Below are 14,225 nucleotides of genomic sequence, written 5' to 3' on the forward strand. Positions count from 1 at the left end.
TAGATCGGTAACTATCGCTCTGTCAAGGGGTACGTCCGCACGGGCCGCTGTCGGTGGTGGCGGGCAGGATGGGACGGACCATGACGGACGTCCTCGAGCGCTTCTCCCCCGCCACCGCGGAGTGGTTCCGCGGCGCCTTCGCCGCACCGACCCCGGCGCAGGCCGGTGCGTGGGACGCCGTCTCCACCGGGAAGCACGCGCTCGTGATCGCCCCGACGGGGTCCGGCAAGACGCTGGCATCGTTCCTGTGGTCGATCGACCGACTCATCAGCTCGACCGACCGTCCGCCCGCGAAGCAGCGCACCCGGGTGCTCTACGTGTCCCCGCTGAAGGCCCTCGGCGTCGACGTCGAACGGAACCTGCGCAGCCCGCTCGTCGGCATCACCCAGACCGCACGGCGCCTCGGGCTCGAACCACCCGACGTCACGGTCGGGGTCCGCAGCGGTGACACCCCGTCGTCCGATCGGCAGAAGCTGCTGCGGCAGCCGCCGGACATCCTCATCACGACGCCGGAGTCGCTGTACCTCATGCTCACCTCGCAGGCGCGCGAGACCCTGGTGAACGTCGACACCGTCATCGTGGACGAGGTGCACGCCGTCGCGTCCACCAAGCGCGGCGCCCACCTGGCGGTCTCGCTCGAACGGCTCGACGACCTGCTCGAGAAGCCCGTGCAGCGCATCGGGCTCTCGGCGACGGTGCGCCCCCCGGAAGAGGTGGCGCGGTTCCTCGGCGGACGCGCACCGGTGTCGATCATCGCCCCGCCGGCGCAGAAGACGTTCGACCTGCGGGTCGTCGTTCCGGTCGACGACATGGCCGAGCTCGGTGCACCGCCCGTCGGTGCGGACGCGACCGAGTCACCGACGAACGGGTCGATCTGGCCCCACGTCGAGGAACGCGTGGTCGACCTGGTCGAGGAACACCGGTCGACCATCGTGTTCGCGAACTCCCGCCGCTTGGCCGAGCGGTTGACGGCACGGCTGAACGAGATCCACGAAGAACGCGTGCTCGCGGCGGCGGGCTCGGTCGGCGACGGGGCGCTGGTGCCGGCCGGCGCCTCCCCCGCCGACGACGGGCTGCCGGTCGCGCGCGGGCGTCCGCAGTCGCCGGCACGGACCTCGGCGCACGCCGTCGCCCCGCAGGGCACGAAGCGGCCCCCGGCGCAGGTGATCGGCGCGTCCGGGCAGACCGGTGGCGGGGGCTCCGACGCCGCCGTGCCGGTGCTCGCCCGCGCCCACCACGGTTCCGTCTCGAAGGACCAGCGCGCCATCATCGAGGACGACCTGAAGTCCGGTCGACTGCGCTGCGTCGTCGCGACGAGTTCGCTCGAGCTCGGCATCGACATGGGCGAGGTCGACCTCGTCGTGCAGGTCGAGGCGCCGCCCTCGGTCGCGAGCGGTCTCCAGCGCGTCGGTCGCGCCGGGCACCAGGTCGGCGAGATCTCGCGCGGCGTGCTGTTCCCGAAGCACCGCGCCGACCTGGTGAACAGCGCCGTGACGGTCGAGCGGATGGTGGCCGGGCAGATCGAGTCGATCTCGGTGCCGGCGAACCCGCTCGACGTCCTCGCGCAGCACACCGTGGCAGCGGGGGCGATCGACACGGTCGACGTCGAGCACTGGTTCGAGCTCGTGCGGCGGAGCGCCCCGTTCAGCGGTCTGCCCCGCTCCGCGTTCGAGGCCACGCTCGACCTCGTGACCGGGCGCTACCCGAGCGACGAGTTCGCCGAGCTCCGACCGCGCCTGGTGTGGGACCGCGTGCACGGCACCCTGACCGGGCGTCCGGGTGCCCAGCGGCTCGCGGTCACCAGCGGCGGGACGATCCCCGACCGCGGCATGTTCGGCGTGTTCATGGTCGGCGAGAAGGCCTCGCGCGTCGGCGAGCTCGACGAGGAGATGGTCTACGAGTCCCGCGTCGGCGACGTCTTCGCGCTGGGTGCGACGAGCTGGCGCATCGAGGAGATCACCCACGACCGGGTGATCGTCAGCCCCGCGTTCGGGCAGCCGGGCCGCGTGCCGTTCTGGAAGGGCGACGGCATCGGTCGCCCCGCGGAACTCGGCCGTGCCACCGGGGCCTTCGTGCGCGAGGTCGAGGGGGCTTCCGACGACGACGCACGCGCCAGGGTCGCCGCCGGCGGGCTCGACGAACGGGCCGTGACGAACCTGCTCACCTTCCTCCGCGACCAGCGCGCCGCGACCGGACACGTGCCGAACGACACGACCCTCGTGATCGAACGCTTCCGTGACGAGCTCGGCGACTGGCGGCTCATCCTGCACTCGCCGTACGGCATGCAGGTGCACGCGCCGTGGGCCCTGGCGGTCGCCGCACGACTCCGTGAGCGCCACGGGATCGACGGCGACGCCATGGCCGCCGACGACGGGATCGTCGTGCGCATCCCCGAGACCGATGCCGAGCCTCCCGGCGCCGACCTGTTCGTGTTCGAGCGGGACGACCTCGAAGCGCTCGTGACGGACGAGGTCGGGGCGTCGGCGCTGTTCGCCGCGCGCTTCCGTGAGTGCGCCGCGCGGGCGCTCCTGCTGCCCCGCCGGAACCCCGGGCAGCGCTCCCCGCTCTGGCAGCAACGGCAGCGGGCCTCGCAGCTGCTCGAGGTCGCCCAGAAGTACCCGACCTTCCCGATCGTGCTCGAGACCGTGCGCGAGGTCCTCCAGGACGTGTACGACGTGCCCGCCCTGCTGGGGATCGCTGACGACATCGCGGGCCGGCGCATCCGGTTGGTCGAGACCGAGACGGAGACGCCGTCGCCGTTCGCGCGCTCGCTGCTCTTCGGGTACGTCGCCGCGTTCATGTACGAGGGGGACTCCCCGCTCGCCGAGCGTCGGGCGGCCGCACTGTCCCTCGACTCGACGCTGCTCGGCGAGCTGCTCGGTCGTGCCGAGCTCCGCGAGCTGCTCGACCCGGCGGTCATCGCCTCGGTCGAGCGTGACCTGCAGCGGCTCTCGCCGGACCGCCGGGCGCGCGACGCCGAGGGGATCGTCGACGTCCTGCGGCTCGTGGGCGCGCTCGACCTCGACGAGATCGTGGACCGGAGCTGGCTGGCGGAGGCGGACGACCGCGCCGCAGCGACGACCGAGGCGCAGACCGTGCTCGCCGCGCTCGAGCGAGACCGCCGCGTGCTCGCGTTCTCGCACGCCGGCGCGACCCGCTGGGCCGTGATCGAGGACGCCTCCCGCCTGCGCGACGCCCTCGGGGTGCCCCTGCCGATCGGCGTGCCGACGGCGTTCGTCGAACCGGTGGCCGACCCGCTCGGCGACCTGGTCGGCCGGTACGCCCGGTCGCACGGGCCGTTCTCCGCGCAGGACGCCGCCGGACGGCTGGGGCTCGGGATCGCCGTCGTGCAGGACACCCTGCGCCGCCTCGTCGCCGACCGTCGCGTGGTCGAGGGCGAGTTCCGTCCCGATCGCCAGGGTGCGGAGTGGTGCGACGCCGAGGTGCTCCGCCGCATCCGCACGAAGTCGCTCGCGGCGCTCCGGCACGAGGTCGAGCCCGTCGCGCCGGACGCCCTCGCGCGGTTCCTGCCCGCGTGGCAGCACGTCCGGACCGCCGGTACCCGCGGTGGACTGCGCGGCGTCGACGGGGTGCTCCAGGTCGTCGACCAGCTCGCCGGGGTGGCACTGCCCGCGAGCGCGTGGGAGACCCTCGTGCTGCCGGCACGCGTCGGCGACTACGCGCCGAGCATGCTCGACGAGCTCACCGCCACGGGCGAGGTCCTCTGGTCCGGCGGCGGCACCCTGCCGGGCAACGACGGCTGGATCCGCCTGCACCTCGCCGACACCGCGGCCACGACCCTGGCGGAGCCCTCCGGTGACGAGACGACCGAGCTCCAGCGGGACGTGCTCGGTGCGCTCGCGGGCGGCGGCGCGTACTTCTTCCGGCAGCTCGGGCAGGCCGTCGGCAGCACCGACGACACCGCCCTGTCGACCGCGCTGTGGGACCTGGTGTGGGCCGGGCAGATCACGAACGACACCTTCGCGCCGTTGCGCGCGATGCTCGGCGGGAAGGCGAAGAGCTCGAGCGCACCCCGCGCACGGGCGTACCGCGGCCGTCGTCGGCCGACGATGCCGACCCAGTCCGGTCCGCCGTCCGTCGGCGGCCGGTGGTCCCTGCTCCCCCTCGCCGAGTCCGACGCGACCGTCCGGGCCGCCGCGACCGCCGAACAGCTGCTCGAGCGGTACGGCGTCGTCACCCGCGGCGCGGTGCAGGTCGAGGGCGTCCGGGGCGGGTTCGCCGGCGTGTACCGGGTGCTCTCCCGCTTCGAGGAGTCCGGCCGGGCCCGCCGGGGCTACTTCGTCGAGGGCCTCGGCGCCGCGCAGTTCGCGACGGGGCCCACCGTCGACCGGCTCCGCACGTACGCGCGCGACATCGACGACGACGAACGGGCCGATCCGGACCGGTCGCGTGATGCCCTGACCCTCGCGGCGACCGACCCGGCGAACGCGTACGGGGCATCGCTGCCGTGGCCGTCCGACACCGCCGCCGGGCCTGACGACGACGGTGCGGGCAGCGCCGACGGTACCGCTGGTCGTCCCAGTGGGGCCGCCGACTCCGCTCCCGTGAAGACGACGGGCCGCGGGCACCGGCCCGGGCGCAAGGCGGGTGCGCTCGTCACGACGGTCGACGGGCACCTCGCGGTGTACGTCGAACGCGGTGGCAAGTCGGTGCTGACCTTCACCGACGACCCGGCGGACCTCGCCGTGGCTGCGGCGTCGATCGCCGCGACCGTGCGGAGCGGCCTGCGGAAGCTCTCGGTCGAGCGAGTGGACGGCGACTTCGTCCTCGAGACCCCGCTCGGTTCGGCGCTGCGCGAAGCCGGGTTCACCGCCACGCCGCAGGGGCTGCGTCTCCGTGTCTGAGCGCACGACGGGGGTGCCCGGTGCCTGAGGGCGACACCGTCTTCCGCGCCGCCCGTCGGCTCCACGCCGCACTGGCGGGGAAGGTCCTCACCCGCAGCGACTTCCGGGTGCCGGCGTTCGCCACGCTCGACCTCGTCGGCCGCACGGTGGACGAGGTCGTCCCGCGTGGCAAGCACCTGCTGCACCGGATCGGCGACCTGACCGTGCACTCGCACCTCAAGATGGAGGGGCGGTGGGACGTCTACGCGCCCGGGGACCGCTGGCGTCGCCCGGCGCACCAGGCGCGGGTGGTGCTCGACGCGACCGGCGGCGGACCCGGCAGCGCCGCCGACGTCTCGACGGTCGGCTTCGCGCTCGGGGTGCTCGAGGTCGTCCCCCGCGACCAGGAGTCCGAGATCGTCGGGTACCTCGGCCCCGACCTGCTCGGTCCCGACTGGGACGCCGACCTCGCGCTGGCGAACCTGACGCGGGACCCTGATCGTCCGGTCGGCCTCGCGCTGCTCGACCAGCGGGTACTCGCCGGCCTCGGGAACGTCTACCGCAACGAGCTGTGTTTCCTGCGCGGTGTCCTGCCGACCCGTCCGGTGCGCGAGGTGCACCACCCAGCGCGGATGATCGCCCTGGCGAGCCGGCTCATCCTCGCCAACCGTGACCGCAGCGCCCGTGTGACCACCGGGGTCGATCGGCCCGGTCGGCGCTTCTGGGTGTACGGCCGAGCGGGGAAGCCGTGCCTGCGCTGCGGGACGCCGATCCGGTACGGGGAGCTCGGTGAGTCGGAGCTGACCCTGCGGGACACGTACTGGTGTCCGCGCTGCCAGACCTGACGGGGCGCGGCCGCGGCCACCGCGCCGGCGCTCTGTGCGAGGTTCCGACCACTGTGGGACGCGAGCAGGGCCGCACGGTGCGCGGAACCTCGCACGCTGTCGTGGAACGCGCCGGCGCTACGCGCGCGACATGATCCACGCCAGCATGTACGACCGCGAGTTCGCCGAGTCGACCACCGCGTCCGGCAACGCCCGCGCCTCCCGCAGCGCCGTGGCCGCATCGGCCCGTGACGCCAGCGCCCGGTACATGAGCAGGTAGTCGCCGAACTGCACGTCGTACCTGCCGTCCGGCACCGCCTCGGCCAGCACCCGGCGGATCTGCGCCGCCCCGCCGGCATCGACGTACGAGGCGGCCACGGCCGGCATCGGGATGAGCTCGATGCCCGCGGGCGCGGCCGCCGCGGCGCTGAACCAGGTCGCGTGGTCGCGCTTGCCGCCCCAGGTCAGCGAGACCACCCGGTGCCGGAACTCCGGGAACGCGGACAGGTCCGGGTCGAGCACGTCCCGCGCGGCCGAGGCCGCCTCGTTCGAGAGCAGCCAGGTCGCGACGGACCGGAGCGACGACGACCCCGACGACGACCCCGACGACGAGCCGGACACCGCTCCCCACAGCGCGACGCCGTTCCACGCCGAGACGGCCTCGGACGACGACTCCTGGTTGTTGCCGTCGGCGAACGGCGAGAACCCGGACGCCCACGAGTGCTGCGCGTACGGGTCGTAGACGCGGAGCGCCGGGAACGAGGCGGTGGCCTCCGGCGAGGCGATGTCCGCCGCGACGAGGTCGGCCACGGTCCGCCACCGCCGCACGAGCGCCGGGTCGTCGGCGGCGAGGACGGCGGCTGCGGACAGCACGTAGCCGTAGTGGAAGTGGTGGTCGTTGAACTCGTCGGAGCCGAACGAGGCCTCCTGCCCGACGAGCCCGTGCAGCGTGGGGTCGTAGGCGAAGCACCGCGCCGTGCGGGTTCCGCACCCGGCGGGGTCGAACCACTGGTCGAGCTCGTCGACGACCGAGGTCTTCAGCACGTCCGCCACCGACGCGAGGTCGAGCTGCGTCGCGAGCCGGTACAGGTTCGCGACGCGGTAGAGGTCCTTCCCACCGCCGTAGCTGTCCGCGGCGTACGACGAGGCATCCACCGTGGACGCGTCGGCGCGGACCTGGGTGACGAGCGCCGCTCGCTCCGCGGACGACAGCCCCGACAGGTCGAGGGTGTCCGATGGCCGGACCGTGTCGACCGCGAACCGCAGGGCGGTGCCGGTGCAGACCGGGGCCGGTCCCTGGACGGTCTCGTAGTGCAGGCCGGTGCACTCCAGGCCGGTCGTGCCCTGCCCCGGCTGCGGGACGAGCACGCCCCGGTCGCCGGAGCCGAAGTCGTACGTCAGCGTCGTGCGCTGCTTCCCCCGCGAGGCGCTGCGGTCGAGCGCGACCCCCGTGAGCGGACGGGCGGCGGCGACGAGCCGGGTCGTCTGCGCCTTGGTCGCGCCGTCCGGGACCGGCAGGAGCACGACGCTGCCGCCGGACCGCAGGTCGATCGCGTCGCCGTCGATCGTCCCGTCGCGGACGACGAGCTGCCAGGTCCGGCCGCCGCTGGTGACGGTCCCGGTACCGTCCCCGGTGCCGTCGATCGGCGAGGTCGCGGTGACGGTGCCGGCACGCGCGGCGGTGTACGTCACGAGCGGCGAGCCCTCGGCGACCACCGTGTGCCCGAGGACGGTGGAGCCGTCACGGTGCTCGACGGTCACGGACACCGAGTCGTAGGCGGACACCAGGGTCGAAGTCGCACCGAGGTCGAGTCCGACCTGCTGCGTCGCGCCGCCGGCGATGGTCTTCTCGGTGGCCGTGATGGTGGGGAGCCCGGCCGCGAAGCCGTCGTCGGTCACCTGCCACGAGATCGGGCTGGGGAACACCGGCTGCGGTGCCGCGCCGAAGACGAGTCCCGAGAACCAGCGGTTCGTCGGCGGCAGCAGGCCGTCGGCGAGGCGCATCGCGCCCGCCTTCGACGACGCGACGTCGCCGAGAGCGGCGACCGCGCGCGCCTGTGCCGCACCGTTCGTGGTGGGCGAGGTGGTCTCGCCGGGGTGATCCGTGCCTCCAGGACCGGTGCACGCGGTCACGAGCATCGCGACGGCCGTCACGACGGTGACGCTGGTGGACAGCCTGGAGGCACGGCGCACGCCGACCCGACGGCGCGCGTCCGGCGCCTGGTCGCGACGGGCAGACCGAGGCAGCCGGAGCATGGGGCTACAGTCCGATCTGCCGCGCGAAGTCACGGACGAGGTCCGTGACGCCCGCGAGCCGGCCGTCGTCCCGCAGGTGCAGGGTGGCGTCCACCGGCGTCCCGGGGCTCGTGATCCCGCTCGACGGCGACGCGGAGAGCTCGGGGCTCTCGACGTCGACCGTGGTCTTCGCCTGTCCCTGGTCGTTGGTCTCGACGCTGACGCTCTTCACGGTGCCCCGGATCGTCGTGTCGTTCGGGAGCACCAGGTCGACCGCGGCGCCGTTCCGGATGCGCCCGTAGTCCCGGGCCGTCACGATGAAGCTCGAGGTGACGAAGAGGCTGTCCTCCTTGTGGATCGTGCCGAGCTCGGAGCCGGCCTGCACGTATCCGCCGGTCTTCACGTCGACCTTGGCGACGGTGCCGGAGACCTCGGCCTTGAACGTGATGAAGCCGTCGGCGCCGATGTCGTAGGCGCTCGTCTGCGTGTTCGCGCCCACGACGCCCTTCCGGATGTCCTGCGCGAGCTGGAGGCTCTGCACCTGCAGGAGCTGGTCGCCCTTCCGGACGGTGTCGCCCTCCTCGACGTACTCCTCGGTGACGGTCCCGCCGTAGTCGGTGCCGACGGCGTACTCCTGCGCGGCGATCGCCGCCGAGGTGCTCGCCACGGCGCTCTGCCGCTGGTTGAAGACGAGCGTGCACGCCGCCACGACGACGAGCACCACGATGAGTCCCGCGAACAGCCGGAGTCGGTTCGTCCAGGTCATGCCGTCACCCCGTCCAGCATCGCGGTCAGCCGGTCCGTCACGCGGTTCCGGGCCTGTTCGCGGAACGCGGCGATGATGAACGCGAGGAACACGAGGGTGTTCGTGGTGTTCCAGGCCGTCGCGAGCGTCAGCTGCCCGTTGTCGAGGTCACGCCAGACCGCCACGACGCTCGTCAACGCCAGGAACACGAACACGAGCACCTGCGGGACGATGAAGTTGAACGGGGAGGGCGTCCGACCACGGGAGGCGCCGGTGACGTGCCACGCCTGCTCCTTGCAGCAGACGACGTTCCAGAGCGCGCTCGCGTAGATCGGGAACGAGACCGCGGCGAGCAGGAGCGTCTCGTACCGGAACGACCCGAGGGCGTAGAACGCGAGGAGCACCTGCGCACCGTAGAAGCCGAGGTAGAACAGCACCCACTCGCCGGCCCCGATCGTCAGGTTCATCGGGCGCAGGTCGAAGTAGATCTCGAGCGGCGGGACGAGCAGGAGGAGCCCGGGGACGATGCCCGTCAGGTAGAAGCTCGCGGTGACGAGGTACTGCAGCCGCTGGTCCATCGTCAGCCGGTGCTTCGGGCGGAACGGGAAGTGCGTGAGCAGGATCTCGAAGCCGCCCGTGGCCCACCGGAGCTGCTGCTTGGTGAAGCCCTCGATGGTCTCCGGGGCGTCGCCGACGGCGAGGGTCATCGGGATGAAGACGGTCTTCCAGCCGCGCTCGTGGAGCATCAGGCTCGTCCAGACGTCCTCGGACTTCGAGTCGGTGTACATGCCGCCGATCTCGTCGATGGCCTCGCGGCGGAAGATGACGTTCGTCCCGACGCAGAACGCCGCGTTGAACCGGTTCCGGCCGGGCTGGATGAACCGGTAGAACACCGTCTGCATGTACCCGGCACCCCGCGAGACGAGGTTGTGGAGGTTGCCGTACGACTGCGGGGTCTGCACGAAGGCGATCCCGTCGTCGGCGAAGAACGGCACGGTCTCGAACAGGAAGTCCGGCTTCGGCACGAAGTCCGCGTCGAAGACCGCGAAGTAGTCGCCCTTGGCGAGCGTCAGCGCGTGGTTGATGTTGCCCGCCTTCGCGCCGTGCGACGAGAGCCGACGGACGTACCGGGCGCCGAGCTCCTCGGCGAGCGCCCGCACCTCGTCGCTCCGCCCGTCGTCGAGTACCCACGTGCGGTGCTCGCCGCGCATGGCCACCGCGGCCTGCACGGTCGCGGCCACCTTGGTGAGCTCCTCGCCGTAGACGGTGATGAAGACGTCGACGTCCACCCGGCGTCCGCGCACGTGCATCGGCCAGCGGTGGGGCTGGTCGGCGGCGCCGCTGCGGGCGATGGTGTCGCGGTCGAACAGGGTGTCCTGGGTGTGGTGGAACGCGAAGTCCCGGGGGTCGGAGCCGCCGGACAGGATCGTCCACATGGACAGGAGCGCCTGCCCCACGAGCACGCTCTCGGCGACGATCACGAGCCCGTACGGCAGGAAGTCGCCCCGGTTCGCCGGGTCGAGGAGGAACACCGCGTACGCCATCACGCCGAGCGTGGCGACGAGCACGATGAGGACCATCACGGGGCTGTGCGCCCGGCTCTCGGCACGCGGTCGGACGTAGGGCACCGGCTCGGTCTGCCGGCGGCGTCGGGCGCGCTCGCGGTCGCGCGGCGTGAGCGGTGCCGGGAGCTGGAAGTCGAAGGACTGCAGCTCGTCGGTCGCCTCTGGTGCTCGGAGTGGCGTCTGGGTACGACGAACGTCGGGTGGTGCGGACATGGCGTGGTCTCCTGTCGGGTTCGGAGAGGACTCACGCGTGGTCGAGCGCAGGCGCCGACGCATCGTGAGACGGGCGTCGGCGGCTGCGGCGACATGGATCCGGACCCTCGGGAGGTCCGGCCGGCGAGGGACTAGGGATCCTGCGCCGGCGGTGCTCGCGACCGTGGGTGCGGTCGCGGTGTTCGGTGTGTCGTGTCGTGGTGCGGTCGTGCTGTCGACGGCCCGTCGCCGTCGGTGTTGCGAGCGTAGGTCCGACGGTGGTGCTGGTTCGTGACGAACGTGTGAACAAGTCTCGGGGGCGGCGATCGTGCGGTTTCCCGCAAGCGGCCGCCCCCGACGCGACGTCAGGCCGCGGAGCGTCCCGCGGCGGGGCGTCGGCGCAGGGTGGCGTCGAGCACGGCCGGCGGCTGGTACTGCTGGTCGAGCCGTCCGACGTCGGTGCCCGGCGGGACGATCGCGTCGATGCGGTCGAGGACCTCGTCGGAGAGCACCACGTCGGCGCCGGCGAGCAGGTCGTCGAGTTGCTCCACGGAGCGCGGGCCGATCAGGGCGCTCGTGACGCCGGGGTGCGCGATCGCGAAGGCCATCGCGAGGTGGGTCATCCGGATGCCGGTCTCCTCGGACAGTGCGACCACCTGTTCCACGGCGTCGATCCGTCGCTCGTCGCGGTTGTGCCGGAACATGGTCGCGCGGGCGAGGTCGGTGTCCTGGCCCTTCCGGAAGCGGCCGGTCAGCATGCCGCCGGCGAGGGGACTCCACACGAGGGACCCCATGCCGTACCGCTGGACGACCGGGAGGACCTCGCGCTCGATGCCGCGGTTGAGGATCGAGTACGTGGGCTGCTCCGTCCGGAAGCGCTCGAGCCCGCGGCGCTCCGACGTCCACTGCGCCTCGACCTGCATCGACGCGGGGAAGTCCGAGCTGCCGATCGCCCGGACCTTGCCGCTGCTGATCAGGTCGGTCAGGGCGGACAGGGTCTCCTCGAGGTCGACCGTGTCGTCGGGTCGGTGCGCCTGGTACAGGTCGATGTGGTCGGTCCGGAGGCGCCGCAGCGACCCCTCGACGGCCTGCGTGATCCACCGCCGGGAGTTGCCGCGCCGGTTCGGGTCGTCGCCCATCGGGCCGTTGAACTTGGTGGCGATGACGACGTCGTCCCGGCGGCCGGCGAGCGCCTTGCCGAGCAGTTCCTCCGAGCCGCCCTGCGAGTAGCGGTCGGCGGTGTCGATGACGTTGATGCCCGCGTCGAGTGCGCGGTGGACGATGCGGATCGAGTCCTGCTCGTCGCCGTTGCCGATGCTGCCGTCGGTGCCGAGCATCATGGCGCCGAGGGCGAAGGGGCTGACCTGGATGCCGGTGCGGCCGAGGGTGCGGTACTGCATGTGCGGTTCCTCCTGTCGATGGCGTTCCGGGTGTCGGTGCCGTATCGTGGCCCGAAGTGGAACGCTCTTCCGGAACTATACGGAACGGCTTTCCGTTTACGCAAGAGGAGGACTCCGTGCGCGCCGACGCCCGACGCAATGCCGACGCCCTGACCGACGCCGCCAAGGCCGTCTTCGCGACCGACGGGGTGGACGCCCCCGCGAAGCTGATCGCGGACCGGGCCGGGGTCGGCGTCGGCACGCTGTACCGGCGGTTCCCGCAGCGCTCGGACCTCGTCGTCGCGGTGTTCCAGCGGGCGGTCGAGTCGACGGCGGCCGCCGCGGACGAGCTCGCCGCCGCGCACGCTCCCGACGAGGCGCTCGCCCTGTGGCTGCAGCGGTTCACCGAGTTCGTCGCGACGAAGCGCGGGCTCGCCGCCGCCCTGCACTCGGGCGACCCGGCGTTCGAGGCGCTGCCGGACTACTTCCTCGCGCGGCTCGGTGGCGCCCTCGGTGGGCTCCTCGACGCCGCGGCGGCCGCCGGGACGATCCGCCCCGACGTCGACGCGCAGCAGCTCCTGCACGCGGTGGCCGACCTGTGCCACGGCGCTCCGACGATCGAGCAGAGCCAGCTGCTCGTCGGGCTGCTCGTGGACGGGCTCCGCTACCGCGCGACGGCCTGACCGGCGGGGTGGAGCCGCTCGGCCGCGGTCGCCCGGACGGCCTCGGTCACGCGCTCGAGCAGCGGGGAGGCCAGGTTCCAGCGCTGCCACCAGAGCGCCACGTCCGCCCGACGACCGGGAGTGAGCTCGACGAGGTCACCCCGGTCGAGGGCATCGAGGCACTGGGCCTCCGGCAGCATCCCCCAGCCGAAGCCGAGCGACACCGCACGGGCGAAGTCCGCCGAGGTCGGGACGAAGTGCCGCGGCCCGGACGGCGCGTGGCCGAGCACCCGCCGCAGGTACCCCTGCTGCAGGTCGTCGTCGCGGTCGTAGTCCACGAGGGGCACCCGGTCGAGGAGCCGTGTCATCCGCTGCTCGCTGTCGACACCCGGCAGGTACCGGGCGACGAACGACGGGGAGGCGACGGCCCGGTACCGGTCGATCCCCAGCGGCACCGAGGAGCACCCCTGCACCGGCTCGGCCTCGGCCGTGACCGCCGCCATCACCGTGCCCGCGCGGAGGAGTTCGGCGGTGCGGTCCTGGTCCTCGCGGTGGAGGTCGAACACGACCTCGGTGTCGGCACGCACGCGGGCGAGCGCGTCCAGGAACCAGGTGCCCAGCGAGTCGGCGTTCACCGCGAGCGGGATCGACGGGACGACCGAGTCGCCGCCGCCGAGCGCCCGGGTGGTCTCCTCGTCGAGCAGCCGGGCCTGCCGTGCGTGACGGAGGACTACCTCGCCGTCGGGGGTCGGGCGGACGGGCGTCGTCCGCTGCAGGAGCACCCGGCCCACCTGCTGCTCCATCGACTTGATGCGCTGCGACACCGCCGACGGCGTGATCGACAGCGCTCTGGCCGCGGCGTCGAGCGTCCCGTGGTCGACCGCGGCGAGCAGGGTCTCGAGGTGTTCGCGCTGCAGTCGTGGCATGCAGCTGAGCTTACGCAGCATCAGGAACGTGAGCTGTACTGCACCTGGACGCGGCCGTACGGTCGGACCGTGACCACACTCCTCCCCCTGCTCGCCGGCCTCGGTACCGGGCTCGCGCTCATCGTGGCGATCGGTGTGCAGAACACGTACCTGCTCCGGCTCGCGGTGACCTCGTCGGTGCGGGTCGTCACAGCAGCGGTGGTGGTCTGCGCGCTCTCGGATGCCGTGCTGATCCTCGCGGGGGTGCTCGGTGTCGGGGTCGTGGTGGAGCGATTCCCGGTGGCGCTCGTGGTGATCCGCTTCGTCGGTGCGGCGTTCCTGGTGACCTACGGGGTGCTCGCGGCTCGGCGGGCGCTGTGGCCGTCCGGCGCGGCGATGCGGGTGGAGTCGGCGGCGGCGGACGACGGCGTGCCGGTGGCGACCGCGGCGGTGGGACCGGCCACCTCGGCGACGGTGGGTGCGGGACGGACGCGCACCGCGCCTCCAGGACCCCGACGAACCGACCGCGCCGTCACCATGCGGACGGCCGTCGTGACGATGCTCCTGTTCACGTGGGCCAACCCGCACGTCTACCTGGACACGCTCGTGTTCCTCGGGTCCGTCGCGAACCAGCAGGGGCCGGCGGAGCGGTGGTGGTGGACGGTGGGGGCGGTCCTCGCGAGTTGCCTGTGGTTCGGCGCGCTCGGGTTCGGCGGACGGCTGCTGCGACCGTTGTTCGCGAAGCCGCTGACGTGGCGCGTGTTCGACGGGCTCGTCGCGCTCGTCATGCTCGGGTTCGGCGCGGCGCTCGCACTGGGCGCCTGACGCGGCGCACGGCGGGTGGCCGCGCCCACGACCGCGTGGAACCACGTTT

General features: G+C 72.9%; 9 protein-coding genes. 4 read left to right on the plus strand and 5 right to left on the minus strand.

The window, feature by feature from the left end:
- Window positions 1-80 precede the first annotated feature (80 nt).
- Entirely contained in the window at window positions 81-4,865 is a 4,785-nt protein-coding gene (locus tag ACIPKM_RS06235) for a DEAD/DEAH box helicase (protein WP_402736372.1), read from the plus strand.
- A gap of 20 nt (window positions 4,866-4,885) precedes the next feature.
- Entirely contained in the window at window positions 4,886-5,689 is an 804-nt protein-coding gene (locus tag ACIPKM_RS06240; RefSeq protein ID WP_261646744.1) for a DNA-formamidopyrimidine glycosylase family protein, read from the plus strand.
- A 117-nt stretch (window positions 5,690-5,806) separates the two neighbouring features.
- Here ACIPKM_RS06240 and ACIPKM_RS06245 read toward each other — a convergent pair whose 3' ends face one another.
- The 4 genes from ACIPKM_RS06245 to ACIPKM_RS06260 form a co-directional block, all read right to left on the minus strand.
- Window positions 5,807-7,924 carry a glycosyl hydrolase gene (locus ACIPKM_RS06245; protein ID WP_402736373.1) on the minus strand — a complete coding sequence of 706 codons (2,118 nt, stop codon included), beginning with the start codon at window positions 7,922-7,924 and terminating at the stop codon, window positions 5,807-5,809.
- Between the two features lie 4 nt (window positions 7,925-7,928).
- A complete protein-coding gene (locus ACIPKM_RS06250) occupies window positions 7,929-8,669 on the minus strand; it encodes an HlyD family efflux transporter periplasmic adaptor subunit (RefSeq protein ID WP_092385340.1) in 741 nt (246 codons plus the stop codon).
- Window positions 8,666-10,426, minus strand: a complete 1,761-nt coding sequence (locus ACIPKM_RS06255) for a glycosyltransferase (protein WP_402736374.1) — start codon at window positions 10,424-10,426, stop codon at window positions 8,666-8,668. The genes ACIPKM_RS06250 and ACIPKM_RS06255 overlap by 4 nt, the downstream gene beginning before the upstream one ends.
- 344 nt (window positions 10,427-10,770) lie before the next feature.
- Window positions 10,771-11,805, minus strand: a complete 1,035-nt coding sequence (locus tag ACIPKM_RS06260) for an aldo/keto reductase (RefSeq protein WP_402736375.1) — start codon at window positions 11,803-11,805, stop codon at window positions 10,771-10,773.
- Between the two features lie 116 nt (window positions 11,806-11,921).
- On the opposite strand from ACIPKM_RS06260, the gene ACIPKM_RS06265 reads away from it, so the two are divergent.
- Entirely contained in the window at window positions 11,922-12,467 is a 546-nt protein-coding gene (locus ACIPKM_RS06265; protein ID WP_083295158.1) for a TetR/AcrR family transcriptional regulator, read from the plus strand.
- Here ACIPKM_RS06265 and ACIPKM_RS06270 read toward each other — a convergent pair.
- Window positions 12,449-13,372, minus strand: a complete 924-nt coding sequence (locus ACIPKM_RS06270) for a LysR family transcriptional regulator ArgP (RefSeq protein WP_402736376.1) — start codon at window positions 13,370-13,372, stop codon at window positions 12,449-12,451. The two genes, ACIPKM_RS06265 and ACIPKM_RS06270, sit on opposite strands and share 19 nt — an antisense overlap.
- A gap of 69 nt (window positions 13,373-13,441) precedes the next feature.
- Between ACIPKM_RS06270 and ACIPKM_RS06275 the strand changes: the two genes are divergently transcribed.
- Window positions 13,442-14,176, plus strand: a complete 735-nt coding sequence (locus ACIPKM_RS06275) for a LysE/ArgO family amino acid transporter (RefSeq protein ID WP_402736377.1) — start codon at window positions 13,442-13,444, stop codon at window positions 14,174-14,176.
- Window positions 14,177-14,225 lie beyond the last annotated feature (49 nt).

Origin of the sequence: Curtobacterium sp. NPDC086286 (genome assembly GCF_044746255.1) — a bacterium.
Classification (GTDB): domain Bacteria; phylum Actinomycetota; class Actinomycetes; order Actinomycetales; family Microbacteriaceae; genus Curtobacterium.

Excerpts from the sequence above, each read along its gene's own strand:
- ACIPKM_RS06235 (WP_402736372.1), top strand. The coding sequence starts at position 81 with ATGACGGACGTCCTCGAGCGCTTCTCCCCCGCCACCGCGGAGTGGTTC.
- ACIPKM_RS06245 (WP_402736373.1), bottom strand. The coding sequence starts at position 7,924 with ATGCTCCGGCTGCCTCGGTCTGCCCGTCGCGACCAGGCGCCGGACGCG.
- ACIPKM_RS06250 (WP_092385340.1), bottom strand. The coding sequence starts at position 8,669 with ATGACCTGGACGAACCGACTCCGGCTGTTCGCGGGACTCATCGTGGTG.
- ACIPKM_RS06255 (WP_402736374.1), bottom strand. The coding sequence starts at position 10,426 with ATGTCCGCACCACCCGACGTTCGTCGTACCCAGACGCCACTCCGAGCA.
- ACIPKM_RS06260 (WP_402736375.1), bottom strand. The coding sequence starts at position 11,805 with ATGCAGTACCGCACCCTCGGCCGCACCGGCATCCAGGTCAGCCCCTTC.
- ACIPKM_RS06270 (WP_402736376.1), bottom strand. The coding sequence starts at position 13,372 with ATGCCACGACTGCAGCGCGAACACCTCGAGACCCTGCTCGCCGCGGTC.